The sequence below is a fragment of the Marinitoga sp. 1154 genome (genome assembly GCF_013363285.1).
Taxonomy (GTDB): domain Bacteria; phylum Thermotogota; class Thermotogae; order Petrotogales; family Petrotogaceae; genus Marinitoga.
The window spans coordinates 30,724-53,725 of the sequence record NZ_LBFB01000012.1 but is presented as its reverse complement, the minus strand read 5'-3'; the positions used below and the strand labels follow the sequence as shown (position 1 = coordinate 53,725).

The 23,002-nt window shown below is 28.6% G+C and carries 21 protein-coding genes and 1 riboswitch; of the genes, 16 read left to right on the top strand and 5 right to left on the bottom strand.

Annotation, left to right across the window (positions count from 1 at the left end; genetic code table 11):
• Positions 1-139: 139 nt before the first annotated feature.
• Genes XO12_RS06955 through XO12_RS06945 form a run of 3 tightly spaced genes read right to left on the bottom strand, consistent with a single transcriptional unit; the run spans position 140 to position 2,859 of the window.
• Positions 140-850 carry a hypothetical protein gene (locus tag XO12_RS06955; RefSeq protein ID WP_047266690.1) on the bottom strand — a complete coding sequence of 237 codons (711 nt, stop codon included), beginning with the start codon at positions 848-850 and terminating at the stop codon, positions 140-142.
• The gene (locus XO12_RS06950; protein WP_047266691.1) at positions 834-1,433 is read right to left on the bottom strand and encodes a hypothetical protein; all 600 of its coding nucleotides are present in this window, start codon (positions 1,431-1,433) and stop codon (positions 834-836) included. The genes XO12_RS06955 and XO12_RS06950 overlap by 17 nt, the downstream gene beginning before the upstream one ends.
• 25 nt (positions 1,434-1,458) lie before the next feature.
• Positions 1,459-2,859: an aminopeptidase gene (locus XO12_RS06945; RefSeq protein ID WP_047266692.1), complete on the bottom strand. Its 1,401-nt coding sequence runs from the start codon at positions 2,857-2,859 to the stop codon at positions 1,459-1,461.
• Between the two features lie 440 nt (positions 2,860-3,299).
• On the opposite strand from XO12_RS06945, the gene glpX reads away from it, so the two are divergent.
• The 12 genes from glpX (at position 3,300) to XO12_RS06885 (ending at position 16,032) form a co-directional block, all read left to right on the top strand.
• Positions 3,300-4,346, top strand: coding sequence for a class II fructose-bisphosphatase (gene glpX, locus XO12_RS06940; protein ID WP_047266693.1), 1,047 nt, complete (start codon positions 3,300-3,302; stop codon positions 4,344-4,346).
• 2 nt (positions 4,347-4,348) lie between these two features.
• On the top strand, positions 4,349-5,152 hold the full coding sequence (locus tag XO12_RS06935) for an S-adenosyl-l-methionine hydroxide adenosyltransferase family protein (RefSeq protein WP_047266694.1): 804 nt from the start codon (positions 4,349-4,351) through the stop codon (positions 5,150-5,152).
• 74 nt (positions 5,153-5,226) lie between these two features.
• Positions 5,227-6,399, top strand: a complete 1,173-nt coding sequence (locus tag XO12_RS06930; RefSeq protein ID WP_175419984.1) for a HAMP domain-containing sensor histidine kinase — start codon at positions 5,227-5,229, stop codon at positions 6,397-6,399.
• A gap of 167 nt (positions 6,400-6,566) precedes the next feature.
• The gene (gene rimO / locus XO12_RS06925) at positions 6,567-7,871 is read left to right on the top strand and encodes a 30S ribosomal protein S12 methylthiotransferase RimO (RefSeq protein WP_047266696.1); all 1,305 of its coding nucleotides are present in this window, start codon (positions 6,567-6,569) and stop codon (positions 7,869-7,871) included.
• On the top strand, positions 7,868-8,404 hold the full coding sequence (gene pgsA, locus XO12_RS06920) for a CDP-diacylglycerol--glycerol-3-phosphate 3-phosphatidyltransferase (protein ID WP_047266697.1): 537 nt from the start codon (positions 7,868-7,870) through the stop codon (positions 8,402-8,404). The genes rimO and pgsA overlap by 4 nt, the downstream gene beginning before the upstream one ends.
• A gap of 1 nt (position 8,405) precedes the next feature.
• Positions 8,406-8,993 (top strand): RNA 2',3'-cyclic phosphodiesterase, encoded by a 588-nt coding sequence (gene thpR / locus XO12_RS06915; protein ID WP_047266698.1) that lies wholly within the window; start codon positions 8,406-8,408, stop codon positions 8,991-8,993.
• Complete coding sequence (recA, locus tag XO12_RS06910; RefSeq protein WP_047266699.1) at positions 8,986-10,089, top strand: recombinase RecA; 1,104 nt, start codon at positions 8,986-8,988, stop codon at positions 10,087-10,089. The genes thpR and recA overlap by 8 nt, the downstream gene beginning before the upstream one ends.
• Positions 10,067-10,534, top strand: coding sequence for a regulatory protein RecX (locus XO12_RS06905; RefSeq protein ID WP_047266700.1), 468 nt, complete (start codon positions 10,067-10,069; stop codon positions 10,532-10,534). Before recA ends, XO12_RS06905 begins: the two co-directional genes overlap by 23 nt.
• Positions 10,531-12,105: a ribonuclease Y gene (rny, locus tag XO12_RS06900; RefSeq protein WP_156166198.1), complete on the top strand. Its 1,575-nt coding sequence runs from the start codon at positions 10,531-10,533 to the stop codon at positions 12,103-12,105. Before XO12_RS06905 ends, rny begins: the two co-directional genes overlap by 4 nt.
• 44 nt (positions 12,106-12,149) lie before the next feature.
• Positions 12,150-13,577, top strand: a complete 1,428-nt coding sequence (locus XO12_RS06895; protein WP_047266701.1) for a clostripain-related cysteine peptidase — start codon at positions 12,150-12,152, stop codon at positions 13,575-13,577.
• An 80-nt stretch (positions 13,578-13,657) separates the two neighbouring features.
• On the top strand, positions 13,658-14,659 hold the full coding sequence (locus XO12_RS06890; protein WP_047266702.1) for a rod shape-determining protein: 1,002 nt from the start codon (positions 13,658-13,660) through the stop codon (positions 14,657-14,659).
• 152 nt (positions 14,660-14,811) lie between these two features.
• On the top strand, positions 14,812-16,032 hold the full coding sequence (locus tag XO12_RS06885) for a HAMP domain-containing sensor histidine kinase (RefSeq protein ID WP_047266703.1): 1,221 nt from the start codon (positions 14,812-14,814) through the stop codon (positions 16,030-16,032).
• Between the two features lie 30 nt (positions 16,033-16,062).
• Here XO12_RS06885 and XO12_RS06880 read toward each other — a convergent pair whose 3' ends face one another.
• Complete coding sequence (locus XO12_RS06880; protein WP_175419983.1) at positions 16,063-17,508, bottom strand: radical SAM protein; 1,446 nt, start codon at positions 17,506-17,508, stop codon at positions 16,063-16,065.
• 13 nt (positions 17,509-17,521) lie between these two features.
• Complete coding sequence (locus tag XO12_RS06875) at positions 17,522-18,106, bottom strand: TetR/AcrR family transcriptional regulator (RefSeq protein ID WP_052913291.1); 585 nt, start codon at positions 18,104-18,106, stop codon at positions 17,522-17,524.
• Positions 18,107-18,386: 280 nt separating this feature from the next.
• Positions 18,387-18,497: riboswitch (TPP riboswitch) on the top strand.
• A gap of 72 nt (positions 18,498-18,569) precedes the next feature.
• On the opposite strand from XO12_RS06875, the gene XO12_RS06870 reads away from it, so the two are divergent.
• From XO12_RS06870 to XO12_RS06855, 4 genes are all read left to right on the top strand, one after another.
• Positions 18,570-19,547 (top strand): thiamine ABC transporter substrate binding subunit, encoded by a 978-nt coding sequence (locus tag XO12_RS06870; RefSeq protein ID WP_047266705.1) that lies wholly within the window; start codon positions 18,570-18,572, stop codon positions 19,545-19,547.
• A gap of 98 nt (positions 19,548-19,645) precedes the next feature.
• Positions 19,646-20,923, top strand: coding sequence for an SLC13 family permease (locus XO12_RS06865; RefSeq protein WP_175419982.1), 1,278 nt, complete (start codon positions 19,646-19,648; stop codon positions 20,921-20,923).
• A gap of 20 nt (positions 20,924-20,943) precedes the next feature.
• Positions 20,944-22,599, top strand: coding sequence for a nucleoside kinase (locus XO12_RS06860; RefSeq protein WP_175419981.1), 1,656 nt, complete (start codon positions 20,944-20,946; stop codon positions 22,597-22,599).
• A gap of 11 nt (positions 22,600-22,610) precedes the next feature.
• Entirely contained in the window at positions 22,611-22,967 is a 357-nt protein-coding gene (locus XO12_RS06855) for a PadR family transcriptional regulator (protein ID WP_047266708.1), read from the top strand.
• The last annotated feature ends 35 nt before the right edge of the window (positions 22,968-23,002 follow it).

Here is a 23,002-nt window from a genome sequence, read left to right as displayed (position 1 = left end):
GATTATAAAAGTCAAATTATATTTTGTACTTTTTGTAACTATTAAATAAAAAATGATAAAGAAGTTCTTGATGAGATTGTTAGTATGTTTCTATAACAAAATCCCTGGAAACAGGGATTTTGTTATACACTTCTCTATTTTATATATATTTTAATAATACTTCTATTTTTTTCTTATCAAATTTTGTTATCCCGTTTTTTATTTTCGATAAATTTTTTAAATTAAATTTTAATATAAAATGTTCTTTCAGTTTATATTCAACAGAATTATTATTTTCTGGCTTATATATTACAATTTTATCATTTTCGAAAGATAATAGATATAAAGATAATGCAGAAGAGATAGAATTAAGTTCATGTTTTTCCAAATTACAAAATATATTATTAATACTTAAAAATTCCGGGTTTTCTAATCTTATATCCATCAATTGATATAAAAAATCAGATGGATTATTCAAAAAGTAAGTTTTTATGGTATTAATATATATTATACTATTGTTATATATTTTTTTTATAATATTTTCTCGTATAAAATATAAATCTTTTTTATAAAGAAATACTATCGGAATACCAAAAATTTCTGCTATTTCAGAAATATATTTTATGTATTTTTTTGAAAAAATATTTACGGTCAATATTCCTACTTTATTTTTAAATTTTCTTGAATTTTTAAATTGATTTATCAACGTAAATAATTGGTTCAATTTGAAAATATTTAAAGAAATTTCCCCATAATTAATGACATAAAAACAGTTATCATCGTAAATAGGTTCGTTATAATTTTTATAAAATATATTCTTTATTCTTTTAAACAACAATTTTTCAATTATAGTATCAATAATATTCTTCATTTAAATCACCGACTTTTTTCAAAAAAAACTCCAATTTATTATGTAATCTATTTCTATAATAACCATGAAGCATAATGAGGTTATCCTTTGTTTTGTTTATTTCTATATATGCATAAGGAGATTCTTTAAAAATAATATAATTATTTTTATCTGGCCATAAATATGAAATTTGATGTTTTTCCTTATAAATTTTAAATAGTAAAATCGGTATTTTTACAAGAAACATATTTGATATTATAAGATTAAAAAGATAATCATATGATGTATTATTTAATAAATCTATTCTTAAAATAATTAAATCTATATGTCTGACTTTAGCATAAAAATAATTTTCAAACTTAAATCCTTCATGTTGTAACATAAAAAGAATCCTATTTTCATCATTTATATTGACTATTCTATTTTCAAATGAATTCAATTCATCTTCTGTTAAACCATTAAAAATATTTACATTATCTTTATTCAAAATAACAGAAACCCCATTCTGGTCTAAAAAAGACCAGGAATGGGATGTTATATTTAAATTGATATTATCATTTTCAAATTCCATCAAATGAATCGGAGCTCCTGCAAAAATCTTCAAAATATTCCTCCATTTATAAATCCTTTTAATTTTTATTCAAAAATACTTTATATGCATAATATGTTTCATATAAATCTCCTTTTGAAGCTAATTCATATGGTGAATGCATTCCAAATAAGGCTACACCAGCATCAATAACGCTTAACCCCTTTTCGGCAAAGAATTTTGCTATTGTTCCTCCTCCACCTTGATCAACTTTACCTAATTCACCTGTTTGCCAGATAACACCATTTTCATTAAATATTTGTCTTAATTTCCCAAAGACTTCCGCATTTGCATCGTTTGTTGCTGCTTTACCTCTTGAACCAGTATATTTAGCAATTGCAATTCCATAACCCAATTTTGGGGCATTAGCCGGATCATGAACATCTTTGAAATTTGGATCATATGCAGCCGAAACATCTGCAGATAATAATGTTGAATTTATTAAACAATCGTCTATATCTAATTCGATATTAGAACTTCCCTGTAATTTCAATAATTTTTTTATAACTGTAATCCAGAAATGATGTTTGGCTCCTGTATTTCCATCGCTGCCTATTTCTTCTTTATCAGTCAATAATATTGCTGCACTTCTAACTTCTGGATCTGATTCAAGCAATGCTGTTAACGCCGTATACGAACATATTCTATCATCATGCCCATAAGCAGCTATTAAAGATCTATCAAGCCCCACATCTCTAGCCGGAAGTGAAGGAACTACTTCTAATTCTGCTGAAGTTAAGTCTTCTTCCACTATTCCATATTTTTCATGTAATATATTTAAAATATTTAATTTAATGCTATCCTTTATTTCTTCATCATAAGATATTGAAATTGTACCTAATAATAAATTCAAATCTTCTCCTTTAAATACTTCTGATATTTCACCCTTTCTTCTATCAAGATGAGGTAACAAATCTGAAATCACAAATACTGGATCTTCTTCTGAATCACCTATTGAAACATCTATCTTTTCCCCATCGTTTTTTATAACTACTCCATGTAATTCAAGAGGGATATTTAACCATTGATATTTTTTTACTCCACCATAATAATGTGTTTTTGCCATAGCTATACCTGAATCCTCTACTATAGGTTCAGGTTTAAGATCAAGTCTTGGTGCATCTACATGAGCACCCACTAAATTAATTCCATTAGTTAAACTACCTTTTATTTTTATTGCAAATAATGATTTGTAATTATTTACATAATATATTTTATCTCCATCTTCAATTTTGCCTTTTTCTAAAAAATAATTTAACGGTTTAAATCCTTCCTTTTCTAATTCTTTAACTGTATATTCTATAGCTTTTCTTTCTGTTTTAGAATAATCTATAAATTTCTTGTACCCTTTTGAATACTCATCAATTGCCTTTCTATCTCTCTTTTCCCAGACTGAAATTTTTTTCCTAATTAATTTTTCTTGTAGTTTTTTCACATCCACAAATTACACCTCCTGAATTTTTAAATGCTCTCTATATTAAATTGTATCATATTGAAGTTTTTTTTCAAAGTATATATAGAGGTATATAGTTTATATTATTGATTATAAAACCGATTATTCACATTATATAGCTAAAAATAAAGGTTAAAAAATAATAAAATTTTTAGTATAATAAAATTAGTTGTAATGTTAAAATATACTGTCTAAAAAGTCTCAAATGAAACGAAGGCTCGAAGATTGCCCTTAAAATTATGAATGAAAGCCGTCAAAAAAACAGGACGTTTTTTTGAGTGAAGCTTTTTCATGGATGAAAAATCGATGCGACGGCTGAGAATGAATAATTTTAAGGATTAGCAATCGAGCTGTCTGAGTGAATTTGACTTTTTAGACATCGTAATGTTAAAATTATACTATAAAAAATAAGAATAGGGGGAAATGTTATGTCAGAAAAAGTTGATAGAGAAATAACTCTTGATTTAGTAAGAGTAACAGAAGCTGCAGCATTAACAAGCAGTTTACATCTTGGTATGGGGAATAAAAATGCAGTTGACCAAGCTGCTGTTGATGCCATGAGAGGTATGCTCGATTATATCGAAATAAAAGGAACGGTTATTATCGGTGAAGGCGAAAAAGATGAGGCGCCTATGCTTTATATTGGTGAAAAAGTTGGCACATGGGATGAAACAGATGATGAATATGATATAGCAGTAGATCCAATTGATGGAACAAGACTTGTAGCTTATGGTCTTCCAAATGCAATAAGTGTTATGATTTTAGCAGAAAGAGGACGCCTTGCATACTTACCTACATTTTATTCATACAAATTGGCAGTTGGTCCAGAATTAAAAGGTTTATTAGATATCAGAAGCTCAATTCGGGAAAATTTAAGAGTTGCAGCAGCAGCTTTAAAAGTTCCTGTAAGCGAAATAACTGTTGTAGTTTTAAATAGAGATAGACACAAAAGAATTATTGAAGAAATTAGAGAAGTTGGTGCCAGAATAAAATTAATAGGAGATGGCGATATTGCTGCCGCAATAGCAACCGCAATGCCGGATAGTGGTGTTGATATATATATCGGTATTGGTGGATCTCCAGAAGCTGTTTTAGCAGCAGGTGCTTTGAGAACGTTGGGCGGTGAATTACAGGTTCAACTATGGCCTCAATCTGAAGAGGAAAAAGAAAAATTATTAAATGATGGATGGAACTTAAATAAAGTTTATTTCACAGAAGATTTGGCTGGAGGGGAAAATGTACTATTTTCAGCAACCGGTGTAACAGATGGAGATTTTTTAAAAGGTGTTCATTTTTATAAAGGAAAAGCCATTACAGAAAGTATTGTAATGCGATCAAAAACAAGAACAATAAGGAGAATTACAACATATCACGATTTAAGATACAAAACTATAAGATTAAAATCAACTGAAGGTGATTTGAAATTATTGAACATAAATAAAAAAAGAGAAGATTATATAGGAGGCGGAATTTAGTTATGATTGCTTTTTTTACCGATTGGGGAAATGACAGCTATTATGTTGGTGTATGTAAAGCTGTAATAAAGAGCATAAATAAAGATATAGAAATAATAGATGTTTTACATGAAACAAAGAAATTTGATCCTAAAGTTAACGCCCATATATTATATCGGTTTTCAAAAGATTTTCCTGAAGGTACTATATTCTTGAATGTTATTGACGCTGGTGTCGGAAGTAACAGAAAACCTATTATTTTAAAAACACAAAAAAGAAACTTCTATTTTATCGCTCCGGATAATGGCATTTTAACTCTGATTGCAGAGGAATACGGAATTGATAAACTGGTCGAAATTAATAATCCAAAATATTTCTTTAAGAAAAATTACTCAACCACTTTTCATGGAAGAGATATTTTTTCTCCTGCAGCAGCATATCTTTCAAAAAAAATTCCAATTGAAGAATTCGGGGAGGAAATAGACACGATTAATTTATTTAGATATAAACCTCCTGAAATAAAAAGCGAAAGTTTGGAAGGAGAAATAGTATTTTTTGATACATTTGGAAATATTCAAACAAATATTCCTGCTGAATTTGGTGAAACCATGTTCAAAAAAGATGATTCCGTAATAATTCATATAGAAAATAAAACATTTAAAGCTTATTATGAAAGAGTATTTAGTGATGTATTGCCTGGAGAATTGTTAATACATCCTGAAAGTTCAGGTTTTTTAGAAATAGCTATTAATCAGGGAAATGCAAAAGAATTCTTAAAACTCGATTCTGAAGGAGTGGAAATAATATTAAGAAAAGAAATATCTTAGGTTGGGACTTATCAGAAAAAATATCTATAATGCATACAATTATACTTTTTTTATTTATGTATTTTTTCCGTCTAATGAAATATTGGTACATTCTACCAATTAGTTTTTTTTGTTTATATATTATAGTTTATATTTTTGTCGAAAAGAGGCTTAGAAGAATCGTTCACAAAGGAAATGCATATAGTTCAAAGCATTATAATCTTGAATATTCAGGATTATTACGCGAATTAGATGAAATGATTAGAACATATTCTTTATTACTTTTAAAAGAAAGAGAAGGCTTAAAGGAATATTATGATAAATTCAATGCTATTTTTGATAGTATTGGTTCAGGATTGTTGGTTTTTAATGAAAATGGCATTTTACAAAAATCTAATCAAAGAGCAAAAGAAATATTTTATAATATACCTCTAAAATATGGCATGAAATTATCCAACACATTCATTAAAAGTGGTATAAAATCAAACTTAGAGCCTGGAATATATGAAGTTTATTCAAAAAAATTGAAAAAAAATCTGCAGCTTATTATAAGCAAAAAAAGCAATTTTGTTATCTTAGCTATAAATGATATTACTAATTATAAAAAATTAAAGAAAAATCTTGAAAGCACAAGACATTTTGCAAGGCTTGGTGAAATACTGGCCAATGCGGCTCATGGGCTAAAAACTCCTGTATCCAGACTAAAAATGACTTTTCAAATGTATGAATTTACAAAAGAAAATGAATATTTAAAACAAATGAAAATAGAAATAGACAACATACAAAACTTAATTAAAGAAACTCTTGATTTGTTCAAAGTTACAGAAGATTTTAATAATTTTAGCTTAAACAAAGTAATAAATGATGTAATTAAAAATTTTAGAAATACATATCCACAAATAAATTTTATAGTTCAAAATAATGTAAATATTGAGATAAACAGTGATGTATGGCTGTTCAAATCTGCAATATTTAATATAATTCAAAACTCTATAGATGCGGTTTCAATGAAAGACGGTAAAAGTTTTATTGTTGTAAAAACTCTGGAAAAGGAAAAATGTTATAAAATAATATTTGCAGACAATGGTATTGGTATGACATCAGAGGAAAAACAAAAATTTTTAAAACCTTTTTTTACAACAAAGGAGTATGGAACTGGTTTAGGAACTGTATTTCTGGAACGTTTTATTATTCTTCAAAATGCAAAATTACGTATAAACTCAATTAAAAACAAAGGTACTATATTAAGTATTATTTTATATAAATAAATTTAAAAGTATTATTAAAAATACTATTATAAATACGTTTTATAAACCAGCAAATTAGATTTGCTGGTTTATTTAATGTTAAATTTTCTTTATTTGTAATCATTAAATATCAATGAAATTAGAAAAATATGTTATAATAATATTTAGAATAAAATTAGGAGGATATTATGAAAGAAAAAGTATATATTTTAACATTAGGCTGCCCCAAAAACGAGGCAGATATGGATATTTTAAAGGGTATTTTTTTAAAAAAGGGATATCTTTTAACCAATAATCCAGAAGAAGCGGATTATTCAATTGTTGATACATGTGGTTTTATTGAACCTGCGAAAAAAGAATCTATAAATGAAATATTTAATATAGTTTCTTTAAAAGAAAAAAATCCAGATATGAAGATAATACCAATTGGATGTTTAATTGAAAGATATTACGATGAACTAAAAAAAGAATTAACAGAAGTTGATGGTTTAATAGGTGTCGTGCCACCAGAGAAAATTGTTGAATCTATTGAAAATGGTAATTTTTATTTAAAATTACCAAAGCCATATGATGTATATAAATGTGATTACCGTAGAATCCCGGATACTCCATATGCTTACATTAAAATTGCAGATGGGTGCAACAGAAAATGCGCATTTTGTTCCATACCATATTTTAAAGGAGAACCTGTAAGCAGAGATATAAAAGATATAAAAAAAGAAGCAGAATTTTTAATAAAAAATGGCATAAAAGAAATAATACTTGTTTCTCAAGATAATACGTTATATGGTATTGATTTATATAAAAAACAGGCGTTACCAGATTTATTAAAAGATTTGAATTCAATTGAAGGAGATTTCTGGATAAGAGTCATGTATTTACACCCAGATTTTATTAATAATGAAATTATAGAATCAATAAATACGTTGGATAAAGTAATACCGTATTTTGATATCCCTATACAACATGGTTCAGACAAAATATTAAAATTAATGGGTAGAATCAAAAAAAGTGATGAATTAAAAAATTTAATTTTTAGAATTAGAAATAATCCAGAGGCTATAATTAGAACAACATTAATTGCAGGATTTCCTGGCGAAACAGATGACGATTTTGAAAAATTATTATCATTTATAGATGAAATAGAATTTGACAAACTCGGAGCATTCATGTATTTTGATGAAGAAGGCACTCCATCTCACCTATTACCAGAAAAAATTGATGAAAAAACAAAAGAAAAAAGATTTGAAAAGTTAATGGAATTGCAAAAAGAAATTTCAACAGAAAAATTAGAAAGATTTATAGGTAAACAATTGAAAGTTTTAATTGAAGAAAAAGAAAATAATGTATATATAGGTAGAGCATATTTAGATGCTCCTGAAATTGATGGAAATGTGTTTTTTAAGTCCGAAAGAAATTTAAATATTGGAGATTTTGTGGTTGTTAAAATCTTAAATAGCTCAGAATACGATTTAGAAGGGGTTGCGATATGAACATATGGACAATTCCAAATATTTTGACTTTTATACGAATTTTAGCAACAATACCTTTATTTATTATTACCTATAATGAAAAATTATACATAATAGCTTTCTTCATATATATTTTAGTTTCTTTAACTGATCTGCTGGATGGATATATTGCCAGAAAATTTAATCTTGTTAGTGACTTTGGAAAATTTATGGATCAGATAGCTGATAAAATTTTAATTAATGCATTATTTATAGTATTTTTAGAAATACAGAAATTACCTGGATGGTTTGTTGCGATTATTATAACAAGAGATATTTTCATTAGCGGTTTAAGAATGTTTTTAGCAAACAAAAATATTGTTATTGCTGCTGATAAATGGGGGAAATTTAAAACCTTTTCACAGACAATTCTAATAGCCTCTCTTTATCTAACTGCCATCTGGCCTTTTTTAAGCATATTAAACTCTATTCTAATTATTCTAACTGTGTTTTTTTCTTTATTTTCTGGATATAACTATTTAATAAAGAATTTAGTCTATCTTGAGGGGGAGTAAAATGAATAATAAAAATAAAAGCCTTCGAACATTTATTGCACTTGATGTAAATCAAAGCGTAAGGGACATTTTAAGAGATACTATCTTAAAGCTTGAACGAATGGGTTTTAAGGGAAATTGGACAAAACCAGAAAATATGCATTTGACATTATATTTCATGGGAGATACGCATATTACTAAAATTACAGAAGTAGCCAAAAGGATGGAAGAAAGAATTATGGGTTTCCCTACATTTGCATTTAGTTTAAACAAAATAGGATATTTTAAAAACAAAAATTTTCCAAGGGTTATCTGGCTGGGTGTTGAAGGTGGAAATACATTAAAACAACTTCATAATGAAGTTATAAAGTCATTGAAATTATCAAATATTCAGGTTTTAGATAGCAATTTTCAACCGCATTTAACAGTTGGAAGAGTAAAGAAAGCTCCAGAATTCTGGGAAAAACTCATTAAAGTTTTAGATGTTGAAAAAGTGATTATACCTGTACATGCTGTTCATATATATTCATCGACTTTAACAAGAAATGGGCCAATATACAAAAAGTTGTACACTATTGATTTTGAGGGAGGAATGATTATTAATGGCTAAAAAACCTGCAAAAAAAGAACCTGTAAATAAAGAGGAAATGCTTGATAAATTGGTAAAAGAATTAGAAAAAAATTATGGTGAAGGTTCAATAATGATTTTAGGAAAAGGTCTGGAAGAAGAAAGGAAACTTGATATAGTTCCAAGTGGTGTTCTTTCTGTAGATGTAGCTTTAGGTGTGGGTGGTTATCCAAGAGGTAGAATTATAGAAATATACGGAAATGAATCAAGTGGAAAAACCACGCTTGCATTACATTCAATAGCGGAGGTGCAAAAGAGAGGTGGAATTGCTGCATTTATTGATGCAGAACATGCGCTTGACCTCGAATATGCAAAAAAATTAGGAGTTAATCCTGATACTTTGATACTATCTCAACCGGATTTTGGAGAACAGGCATTAGAAATTGTAGATAGTATTGTAAGATCTAATATTGTAGACTTAGTTGTAGTGGACTCAGTAGCGGCATTGGTTCCAAGAGCTGAAATAGAAGGAAACATGGGGGATTCTCATATGGGACTTCAGGCCAGACTCATGTCTCAGGCTTTGAGAAAGTTGGCTGGTAGTGTAAATAAATCAAAAACCATAATCATCTTTATTAATCAAACACGTATGAAAATAGGAGTCGTTTATGGAAACCCCGAAACAACAGCCGGTGGTGTTGCGCTAAAATTTTATTCTACAATAAGAATGGAAGTAAGAAAAGGCACAACATTAAGGGAAGGAAAGGATGCATATGGTAACGAAATAAATATTAAAGTTGTTAAAAACAAAGTTGCTCCTCCATTTAAAGAAGTTAAAGTAGATATGATTTATGGTCAGGGATTGGCAAAAGAAAATGATATATTTAATTTAGCCGTTGCAAATGACATCGTAAAAAGAAGCGGAGCATGGTTTTCTTATACAGATTTAAAAGAAAATGAAATCAGTCTTGGACAGGGAAAAATAAAAGCTCTTGATTATTTGAAAAACAATTCCCATCTCTTGGTAGAAATCGAATACAGAATCAGGGAAAAACTGGGGCTTGTCATACCTGATGATTTAAAAGAAAAAATAAAAAATAATAATGAGGCACAAAATGAAGAAAAAGAAGAAAATTGATCCTTTTGATGAAGATGCCGCACAAAAAAGTGCAATCAGTTTATTGAAATATAGAAACAGATCTGAATATGAAATGAAACAGAGATTACTCGAAAAAGGTTTTGACGAAATCGTCGTCAATAATGTTGTTTCTAAACTCAAAAAATATAAGTTACTGGATGATGAATTATTTGCGTATTTATATACATATGATAAACTCACCATAAACAAAAAAGGACCTTATATTATAAAAATGGAACTTTTAAACAAATTTTATATTAACGAGAATATTATTGAAAATGCTATTGATAAAGTTTTAGAAGAAATAAATATAAAAGAAATAATTCGTAATATAATATTGTCTCAAAAAAAAGATAAAAAAAGAATTAAAGAATACCTTTTTAAAAGAGGTTTTGAGATTTATCTGGTTGAAGAGGTATTAGATGAACTTGGAGGTGAACAATGATGGAAGTTTTATATATAGCTGTAATAATAATTTTAGCAATTATGTCAGGAGTTTTATATAAAACAGGGTTGAATAAAGGATTAGAAAAAGGAAATAAAGAATTCATTGAAAAATTAAAATCAGAAAAAGAACAATTAAAAATGGAAATAGAAATAGCAAAAAGAGAAAAAGATGAAATATTGAGAAATGCGCAAAAAGAAGCTGACAACATTGTAAAATCAGCACTTATTGAAAGCAAAGAAGAAATACAAAAGATGAAAGAAGAATTCAACAGAGAATTGAAACTTGAAAAAGAAGAATTAAAATCCATGGAAGAAAGATTAATCAGAAGAGAAGAAATGATCGACAGAAAAGAACAGAATCTTGAAGAATTAAAAAACAAACTGGATAAAGAAAAAGATGAAACATTAAGATTAAAAGAGGAATTAGAAAATAAAGTATATGAAATTGCAAATTTAACTATGGAAGAAGCAAGAGAAAGAGTTTTAAATGAAGCAAAAGAAAAATATGAATTGGAGTTAGCTCAAAAATACAAAGCTCTTAAAGATGAATATGAAGAAGATGCAAAAAAGCATGCTCAATGGGTTGTGAGTATAGCAGTTCAAAGATATGCATCTGATGTTACTTCAGAAATAACAACATCTACTGTTGCATTACCAACTGATGATATGAAAGGAAGAATCATAGGAAGAGAAGGGCGAAATATACGGGCATTTGAGAAAATGACAGGATGCGATTTAATAATAGATGATACCCCCGAAGTGGTTGTTATTTCAGGGTTTAACCCTTTAAGAAGAGAAATAGCAAAGAGAACTTTAGAAGCATTAGTTGCTGATGGAAGAATTCATCCTGCCAGAATAGAAGAAGTATATGAAAAAACAAAAAAAGAATTAGAAGATATTATTAAAGAGGCTGGAAAAGAAGCGGTTATGCGTGTAGGTATTAAACCTTTACACCCTGAATTGATAAAATTACTGGGAAGATTGAAATTCAGAACAAGTTATGGTCAGGATGTATTGGAACATTCCATTGAAGTTGCTAATTTTGCAGGGTTAATGGCTGCAGAATTGGGATTAAACGTAGAGCTGGCAAAAAGAGCAGCATTATTACATGATATTGGTAAAGCTATAGACCATGAAGTAGAAGGTTCTCATGCAATAGTCGGAGGTCAATTGGCAAAAAGATATAACGAAAAATTAGAAGTTGTTAATGCTATACAATATCACCATAATGAAGTTGATCCAATGACACCTGAAGCTGTAATTGTTGGAGCAGCTGATGCTGTATCAGCAGCACGCCCTGGTGCAAGAAGAGAAACTCTTGAAAATTATATTAGAAGAATCGAACAACTCGAAGAAATAGCAAAAAGTTTCAGGCATGTAGATAAAGCTTATGCCATTCAGGCAGGCCGAGAATTAAGAGTTATTGTACAACCTGATAAAATTGACGATGCGCTAGCAGATAAATTAGCAAGAGATATATCAACTCAAATAGAAGAAACAATGGAATATCCTGGAGTAATCAAAGTTACAGTTATTAGAGAAAAAAGAAGCGTTGCATACGCTTCATAAATAAATGGCGGCTTAATGCCGCCATAATTTATAAAGGTGATATTATGAAAAATATAAAAATTTTTACTATAATTATTATATTAATTATATTATCAACACTTACATCCTGTATTTCATTTCAAAAGCAAAGTCCTTTATTAACTTTTGAATACTTAGAAGGAATGCCTCTTATTCTCGAATTTTCAAGACCTGTAATTAAGGTTGAAATATTCGATAGAGAAAACTTGATTTATTCTTATAATGGAGATATAATTTATGAACTAAAAACAAATTTAATTTTGCATAATGATGTAACCGTAAAAATTACTGAATTCTATAAAAATAGAGAGTATATAAATATATTAAAAAAAATAGAGCCCGATATCCAATTTTTGTTATATGGTGGTGCAGACAATAGTCTTGACAGTAAATATAATGATCCTATAACTGGAGAAAATGACTATTTTTTTGATCTTGATATATCTGAAATAAGAAAATCAATAAAAAAGTCAAATATAAATATTGTAATAAATATTTTAAGTGATAGATATGCAAAGAATGATGAAATTATATTTATATCGAATTTTAGAGGTAATTATTTTGAATATGTGTATACTCCAGATAAACTTGACTTTTCAGCTGAACTCAGTTCAGCATCAACAAGTACAATGTTTAAATTCTTAGATATATTATCAGTTAAAAATAACAAAACAATAAAAATTTTGGATTTATGGGATCATGGTAATGGCTGGGCCTGGGAAGCGCGAAAAAGTATAAATATACAGCCTAAAGCTATTATTCAAGATGATACATCAAATAAAGTATTAAAAATTAAAGATATTAAATCTGTAATTCAATATTATGATAAAAAATATAGCACAAAAATTGATATTCTTGCATTTGATGCCTGTAATATGATGAGTATAGAAATTATGTATGAATTTAAAGATTTAGTTGATTATTTTATAGGCTCTGTATATTCAATAGCCGGACTTGGTTTTTACTATAATTTTTTTCATGATTTAGATGAGGATAATTTAAAGGAATCACTGGTATATAAAATTATAGAACAATATAATTATTACTATACCGTTGAATACCATCTTGATAGATTAAGTTTATCAGCGGTTAATTTAAATTATTTTTCATGGGATAAGATACAAAAAACAAATAACATAAATACTAATTACGTATTATATAAAAACGATGGGAATAACTATGTTTCAGAACCTACAAATATGATTGATATCAATAATTTAATATTAAACAATGGAGAATATTTAGCTGATTATATTAATCCAGCAATTATAAATTCCGTAGTAAGAATTGATGGTATAAACTATCCAGAATATAGCGGTATTGGAATTATGTTTGAAGATATATTTACTACAAATCCCAATGGTTATTATGATGATTATAAAGCACTTTCTTTCTATGATGAGTTTCAAAATTGGATTGAAACAACATGGAAAAACATTATACAAAATCAATAATATTATTATTTTTTATTATTGTTTTTTAGAATAAAATACTGTATAATTATTTATGAAAATATAGTTTAGGAGGAAAAAATATGGCTAAACATGACTTAGGTATAGATTTGGGTACAGCTACCTTCATTGTATATAAAAAAGGTGAAGGCGTAATAATAAACGAACCTTCCGTTGTCGCAGTTGATAAATTAACAAATACAATAAATGCTTTTGGCAATGAAGCCAAAGCGATGGTAGGAAAAACCCCATACGGAGTTGAAATAGTACATCCTATGCAGGATGGCGTAATTGCATACCCTTCATTAATAGAACAATTATTAAGATATTTCATAAAGCAGGCAAAATCTGGTTTTTTACCTTCTAAACCGACACTTGTGATAGGTATTCCAGCTCGAACTACAGATGTAGAAAGAAGAGCGGTAAAAGATGCTGCGGAAAAAGTTGGTGCTAACAAAGCTTATCTTGTTTTAGAACCTATTATTGCGGCAATTGGCATTGGTCTTGATATAACAAAACCGAACGGTCATTTAATTGTTGATCTTGGAGGCGGAACTACTGATATTGCTGTTATTAGTTTAAGCGGAAGCGTTATTTCAGAATCTATTAAATTAGCTGGAGAAGCTATGGATATAGAAATAATAAAATATATAAAAAGAAAATATAAATTTTTAATAGGTGAAGCCACGGCTGAATTCTTGAAAAAAGAAATTGGAAAGGCCCATAAAGATATTGAAACTCTTGAAATGGAAGTTAGAGGTCAGGATATTGCAAGTGGAATGCCTTCTTCAAGAGTTATAAATTCTGATGATATATTTGAAGCCATTGAAGGTGTTTTGAATGAAATAATTCAAAAAACAAAGTCTGTTTTAGAACATACTCCTCCAGAATTATCAGCAGACATATTGAAAAACGGTATATATTTAGCCGGTGGAACATCAAATTTAAGAGGTTTAGCACAATTATTTGAAGAAAAAACGGGCGTAAAAACTGTCGTAGCAGAAAATCCTCAATTGTGTGTTGCACAGGGTGCTGGTATTTTATTGGATAATCCAGAACTATTAACCAAAGTAACTGTAATATAATAATATTATTATATGAAAAACAAATCTCCTGCTTTGTTCAGGAGATTTGTTTTTATACTTATCAAAAAATATGAAATAATTTTCATTTAGTATTTGACAGAAAAAAAAAATGTGTTATAATTGTAAAGAAATAGAAAAATGGAGGTAGGGTGATGAAGTGTGAAAATGATATTTTATCCAATTTTGAGTTAATGGCAGAGTTATCTACAAAATTTACAGGGGAAGAAAATGAAAAAGAATTTATGAAAAAATTATTGTCTGTTGCTATTGAAAGCATTCCTGAAGCTGAAGCTGGAACAATATGGTTAATAGACAATACGCTTTACAAGGCTGTTGCTGGATACAATTACAATGATGATGTTGTTAAAAATCTAGTGGTTCCACTTGAAGACGCATATATATATAAATATATAGATTTTGTTGATATTATAGAAATAAAATCATTTGAAGAATTTCATAGTCCATCAAAATTATTTAAAGATACAGTAAAAACATTACATGCTAAACATGAAAGTATGATTACTCTTGCTTACCCCTTGAAGGTTGCTGGAAAAGTAAAAGGTCATATATATATAGATAATTTTAAACTTAAGAAGTTTAGTGAAACAGCCAAAAAATCCTTAAAAATATTTGGAAGTTTTGCTTCCACTTTTTTAACATTAAAATCTTTGCGTGATGAAGAAAAAAATGCAAATGAATTAAATAGCATCTATTTAAGTTTTATTACTCATGAAGTAAGAACTCCTTTAACTGCAATATTGGGATATGCTGAAAGTATATTAAGAGGGAAAGATGAACTTTCAAAAGAAGAAATCGTCGATCTGGTAAAACGAATATATATGAGCTCGAAACATATGAATTCACTTATATCAGATCTTTCAACATTTAATAAATTAAATAGAGAAGAAGAATTAAATATTACTGAACTTCATTTGAAATTTCTTATATACGAATCTATATCCATTGTAGAACCCCAGCTATCGCCAGAAGTTGAGCTAAATATTAAATTCAAAGAAAATATTCCCGAAATGATAGAAACAGACCCCTTAAAAATGAAACAAATATTGGTAAATATTGTTGGAAATGCTATAAAATATACAGACAGAGGTTATGTAAATGTAAATGTTGATTTTGATGAAAAAACAAAAGAATATATAATTTTAGTAAAAGATAGCGGACCTGGTATGCCTGAAGATAAATTAGAAGATATATTTAAGCCTTTTGTTAGATTGGCTAAAAACAAACCAGGAAGTGGTTTAGGACTGGCTATTGTAAAAAAATTAATAGAAAAACTAAAAGGAAGAATTAATATTGAATCAAAAATTGATTTCGGAACAACAATAGAACTTAGATTTCCACAGAAAATAAATTAACAATAAAACTCCCCAAAAAGGGGAGTTTTATTATCCTTTCTTATCAAGAGCAAGTTTTTCTTCATTGTTTGCATAACGTCTCATTCTTACATCGTAATTATATATTCCGCGTTTTGAAGGATATTTTTCTGCGTATCCCTTTTCATACCATAATTTATCCGCATATTTTTTCCAACCATCAGCCAATTTGTCTAATTCAGGTGCCAATTCAGTAATTGTCTTTTCACTTCCTGGATGTTGAGGAATGGCATTGAATTTTTTTACCATAGATCTAAACACTTTTGGATTATCAATAATAGGACATGGTCTGAATAGATTGTTAGAGTATGGTATAGTTCTTTTATAAGCTTCAAAAAATGGAGATTTTAAGATTTCCAATATAGTTTTTTCTCTGATGTTATCAACAGCAAACTGTTGGAACACGCATGGTTCAGCATATCCCTTGGCGTTTATGTGTAAATATTTTGATCCTGCAGCCAGACATCCATGTGTTAAAAATCCATGATTCCAAAAATCTGCCACAAATGCAAAATCTCCACCTAATCTTTCTCTTTCTGTTACTTCAAATCTTTCATATCTTTGTTCTGGAGTAGGAACAAGATCCATGGTTGGATCCATGCCAACTGGCATAAATTGATAAATCCAAACATATGCTACGTTATTATCCTTTAAGAAATTCCAAAAATCATCACTCATTATTAAATCATGATTTTTTCTTGTTGCTGTAACTGATGCACCATATATTACCCCATATTTTGTTAATAATTCCCAAGATTTTAAAACTTTTTTAAATACACCTTTTCCTCTTCTCCAATCTGTCATTTCTTCAAAACCTTCAACAGAAATAGATAAAGTTGCATTTCCGAGCTCTGCTAATCTTTTTGCTTTTTCTTCTGTTATTAATGTTCCATTTGAATAAACCATAAAATATGAGTCGTTGAACTCTTCAAGCATATCAAATAAATGCGGATAAATAAAAGGTTCGCCACCGGTAATTACAAAGAAATATATTCCCAATTCATTAAATTGCCTTATAACACTAAATAGCTCTTCTTTAGAAAGTTGGTATTTATGCCCATAAAGACCAGCATAACATCCCACACATTTTAAATTACACGCATATGTTGGACTGATAACTGCAAGTTTTGGTAAAACGACTTTATGTTCATGCATTTTTTCCTGCCTAACTTTTTCTCCAATCGCAAACTCATTGATAATCAAATTATTAATTACCTTTTCTACAACTTTTGGATTCGACCTTTTAAAAAGTTTTGACCAATTAACAAGCATGGGATCTTTATTCTCTGCACCTTCTGCGAGTTTTCTCAATCCACTTTTTGCTGGTTCTTTTGCAAAATTAGCAAGTGTTCTCAACAATTTTGCAAGATCTTCAACATCAGAATTTCTTACAACATTTGTAACTAACTTCGACGCCTGTTTAATCATCATAGTTTTCATGCTGTCAAGGATTTTCATAAAAATCCCTCCTTTATGTTATTATTTTTCCTATTATATATTCTAAAGATGCACTTAAATTTTCTTCTTCAAAATCTACCCCCACAGATTTATAAATACCTATACCATCAAGCATTGCCTGTAATACAATAGCAGTTGTTTTATCTGGCACAAATTCAGCCCACACATCAAAAAGTTGTGTATAATAATCATGAAATAAATCTCCGAGTTCTTTAAGTCTTTTCTTATCATGAATGGAATTAATTAATATCTCGAAAAGCCTTAAAAGATCGTCTGAAGGAAATTCTTTTATAATTTTAGAGTATAATTTAATTATAGCTTTAGCCTTTTCTTTTTTAGGAATTTCTTTAGGTAGTAGACTTTTTAGATAGTTTTGTAATCTTTCAACCAGAATTCCAAAAGAAGCAATAATCAAAGAATCTTTGCTATCAAAATAAAGATATAAAGTTCCTTTTGAAACCCCTGTTTCTTTCGCTACATCATCCATTGTAAAATGAGAAAGCCCCTTATTCATAATGAGATTCAGAGCATGTTCTGCAATATTTTTTCTTTTTTGTTCTTTATATATTGATTTCTTTTTGTCAATTATATTCCCCATAAAAACACCTCACATGACTGACTGGTTAGTCAACTATATTATATTACATTTTACATTTCGTTTCAAATATGACAAATAAAGTCATAAAATTGAACTGTCATTATATCAGGTTATAAAAATCACAAATAAAGTAGAAAAAAATATATTAAAAAATGACTGACTGGTTAGTCAAGAAATTTATAAAAAAATAAAAAAATCGTAACCTGTGAATAAAAAAATAAATATATAGAAATTTACAAGTATATTGATTTTTTTTATGAACAATGATATAATATTATTGAATACCCGCCGGGGGAGCTCCTATACCGGGGCTGAGATTAAGGTGGAAGCCTTAAGACCCCTGCACCTGATCCGGGTAATACCGGCGTAGGGAGTGCGGAAAAGGAATAATAATTACGCCTTCCAGCCGGAAGGCGTTTTTTTTATTAAATTTTTTATTAAAAAATTTTTAAGGAGGTAGATTATGAAAAAGGTTTTATTGATTTTAATTAGTATTTTAATGTTGAGTATTGTTTGGGCTAATACGCTTACAGTATATGTTTATGACAGTTTAGATTGGATAAAAAAAGAGGTTATTCAAAAGTTTGAAAATATGTATGGTGTAAATGTGAATATTGTTGTTCTTGGTGATGGCGGTAATGTTCTTGCCAGATTAAAACTTGAAAAAAAGAAACCAAAAGCAGATGTTGTTATTGGGCTTGATCAATCATTGTCCGTTTTGGCTATAAAAGAAAATTTAATATTGCCATATAAACCAATAAATATTGTAAAAATCAAGAATTCTGATTTGATATATGATAAAACATATCATTTGATTCCATATGACTATGGAGCTATAGCTATTGTTTATGATCCTGAAAAATTAGAAATAATACCAAAAACTTTTGAAGATATTACTAAATTGAATAAAAAATTAATCATTCAGGATCCAAGGACATCAAGCACTGGACAGGCATTTTTATTGTGGACTATTGCAGTTTATAAAGAACATTGGAAAGATTTTTGGAAAAGGCTAAAACCCGCAATTTTAACTGTTACACCTGGTTGGAGCGAAGCTTTTGCAAAATTTGAATCTGGTGAAGCTCCAATGATGGTAAGTTATGCAACTGATGGCGCATTTTCATATTATTATTATAATTCAACAAAATATAAGGCATTTATTCCAGAAGAAGGTGCTTATGTTCAAATTGAAGGAGCAGGTATTGTTAAAGGAACAAAAAACTTAGAACTGGCAAAAAGATTTATAGAGTTTTTATTGTTTGATGAATTCCAAAAAAATATTCCTTTAAATCAGTGGATGTTTCCAGTTGTAGAGACAAAACTGCCAGAAGCGTTTAATTATGCAATTATTCCTGAAAAAGTGGTTACTTTAAATTCTGAAGAATTAGAAAAAAATATGGAAAAATGGCTGGAAGATTGGGAAGAAATTATGCTTAAATAATGATTTTATGTAAAAGGACTGTGAAAACAGTCCTTTTATTATTTGGAAGATTAAAATCTAAGTAGTATAATAAAAGTACAAAAATCCGGAGGGAAATTATGCTATTAAAAATCATAGCTTTATCAATTTTTTTCTTTACTTATTATTTAATAATATTTGGAAAAGGAAATAAGGCGGTTATTGCCTTTAGTATGGGATTACTCATATCCCTTGTTAAGGTTTCTGAAAATCTTCGTATATCCAATGCTGGAGATTTTATAGATTTTAACACACTTGGGATTCTTCTGGGGATGATGATTATTGTTGGTATATTAAAAACAACCGGCCTTTTTCAGGCTATAGCAATATACATTGTAAGAAAATCAAATGGAAGTGTTGTTTCAATATTTATTTTTACTATGCTTGCAGTTGCCATTCTTTCCAGTTTTTTGGATAATGTAACAACTTTGATCTTGTTCTCTCCAGTAATAATATACATATGTCAGGAAATTGGAATAAAACCAGAAAAATTCTTATTTCCGATGATTTTTTCCGCTAATATTGGTGGAACTGCAACCATGATTGGCGATCCTCCAAATATATTAATCGGTAGTGCATCTGGTGTTAGTTTTATTAAATTTTTAATAATCATGTTTATACCTGCTGCGATTTCTCTTGTTATATCTATAGCTTACTTTTTATCAATAAATCGAGATTTAAAAAGTATAGAAAAAAAACAATTAAAAACTCTTTTAAAGGCAGATCCAAAAAAAGCTATAACAGATTATATTTTATTAAAAAAAGGAATTTTGGTTTTTGGTTTAGTAATATTGGGATTTTTTATACATGAATATCTGGATTATGAAGCAGCATTAATTGCTTTAACAGGTGGAGCTATAATGCTACTAATTTCAAAAAAAGATTTCGATGAAATATCTGGAGAGATTGAATGGGATACGTTATTCTTTTTTGTAGGGTTATTCGCCATAGTAAAAGCCTTGGAAGATGTTCATGTTATAGAAGATGTAACATTTTTGATATATAATTTTATTTCACACCCATATTTATTACTTTTAACTGTATTATGGGGTGCAGGAATTCTGTCTGCTTTTATGGGAGCAGTCCCTGTTGTAACCATATTTATTCCTATAATAAAAGCCTTATTAGGTACTTTTGATAATAGCGAATTACTGTGGTGGGCTCTGGCTTTGGGCGCAAGCTTTGGTGGAAACGGAACAATAAGCGGTGCAGCTTCAAACATGGTTATAGTTGGAATGATTGAAAGTAATTTTGATAGAAAAATACGATTTATAGATTTTATGAAATTGGGAATGAAGGTGGCTTTTTTGGGATTAATAATTTCTTCAATTTATTTATACATATTAATGATAATATAATTTTTTCTAGGGGTGATAGAATGGGATATGTTATTAATACAGAATTTGGCGAAATCAAAGTTAGTAAAGGAGAGCAATTTTTTAAGGTGGCTGATGAACTTCAAAAAAACAACAAACATACAGTACTCGCTATAAAATTTAATAATGAAATTAAAGAACTCTGGAAAAAAATTCATGATAATGGGTTCGCAAGTCCAGTTGATATTACATCGAATGAAGGAATGAGGATATATAGACGAGCATTGCTTTTTATAATGTATATAGCATTAAGACGTATGCATAAAAAAGCTAGATTAATTGTTCATCATGCCATTGGACCAGGTTTATATTTTGAAATAAGCGGTATGAAAAATACTGAAAAAAATATATTAAAATTAAAAAGTACAATGAATGATATAATTAATGAAAATATTCTTTTTGAAAAAATTACATTGAGTAAGTTTGATGCTATTAAATATTTTGAAGAGGTTGAGGAATACGATAAAGCTCTGTTATTTAAATATAGAAAAAAAACGACAGTAAAGGTGTATAAATGCGGAAATTATATAAATTATTTTTATGAATACATGCCACCATCTACTGGATATATTGATAAATTTGATATAATATCATATGAAAATGGATTTATTTTGTTACATCCAACTAATATGAGTCCTGATAAGATTCCGGATTTTAAACCATTACCTAAATTATCAGCAACTTTTATAGAGTATAAAAAATGGCTGGATATTTTAAATATAAAAAGTGTAGGAGAATTAAATTCTCTAATAGCAAAAGGAGCAAAAAAAAGCGGTGAATTAATAAGAATTTCTGAAGCATTACATGAAAAAAAATATGCTAATATAGCTGATCAAATTATAAAAAGAAAAAATGTCAGATTAATATGTCTGGCCGGACCATCTTCTTCAGGCAAAACAACAAGCGCTAAAAGAATTTCTTTGGAATTAAAGGTTCATGGAAAAGAGCCACTACAAATTTCATTAGATGATTATTATATAGATTATGAAAAAATCCCATTAACCTCTGATGGAAAAAAGGATCTTGAATCATTGCGTGCTCTTGATCTCGATTTATTAAATAAAAATTTAAAAGATTTAATAGAAGGAAAAGAAGTTAGATTACCAAAATATAATTTTATAACTGGAAAAAGAGAATGGGCAGGGGAAAAAGTAAAAGTAGGAAAAAAACAGCCTATAATTATTGAAGGTATTCATGGATTGAATGAAAAATTAACTGAAAGCATTCCAAGGGATCAGAAATTCAAAGTTTATGTTAGTGCTTTAATTCAAATGAATTTAGATGAAATGAACAGAATACCGACAACTGATACACGATTAATAAGAAGAATAGTAAGAGACTACAATTTTAGAGGAGCTACAGCGTTGAGAACTTTACAATTATGGCCTGAAGTAAGAAAAGGAGAGGAAGAAAATATATTCCCATACCAAGAAGAAGCTGATGTTATGTTTAATTCTTATTTAATATATGAATTACCTATATTGAAATTGTTTGCCGAATCTTTGTTGCTGGAAATAGATAATACATTACCAGAATATACTGAAGCAAAGAGATTGTTAAGATTTCTGGATTATTTCTTGCCATTACCCGCAATACACGAAATACCAAGAATATCTGTATTAAGAGAATTTATAGGTGGAAGTGCATTTGAATATTAAGGAGGGAAAATATGCCAGGATTTGGAAAAGGTCAGGGAAGATTTAGAAGAGGTTGGATTGAATCTTTTGTTCTTTTAATAATTGCTGAAAATCCCGTTCATGGCTATGAAATTGCAAATAAATTATCAGATTTTGGAGTAATTTTAAACGGAATAGGCCAAATGGGAAACTTATATAGAACATTGGCAAAACTCGAAGAAATGGGGCTTGTTAAAACTGATTGGGATATTACCGAGAGTGGACCATCAAAAAAAATATATAAAATAACTAAAGATGGATTGGAATTTTTAAAAAATTCTAAAATCGAATTCGAAGAATTTAAGCATATAATAGATGTATTTATTAAAAGGGTTTCAAAATTTGAATAGTAATATAAATCTCCTGCTTTAAGCAGGAGATTTAT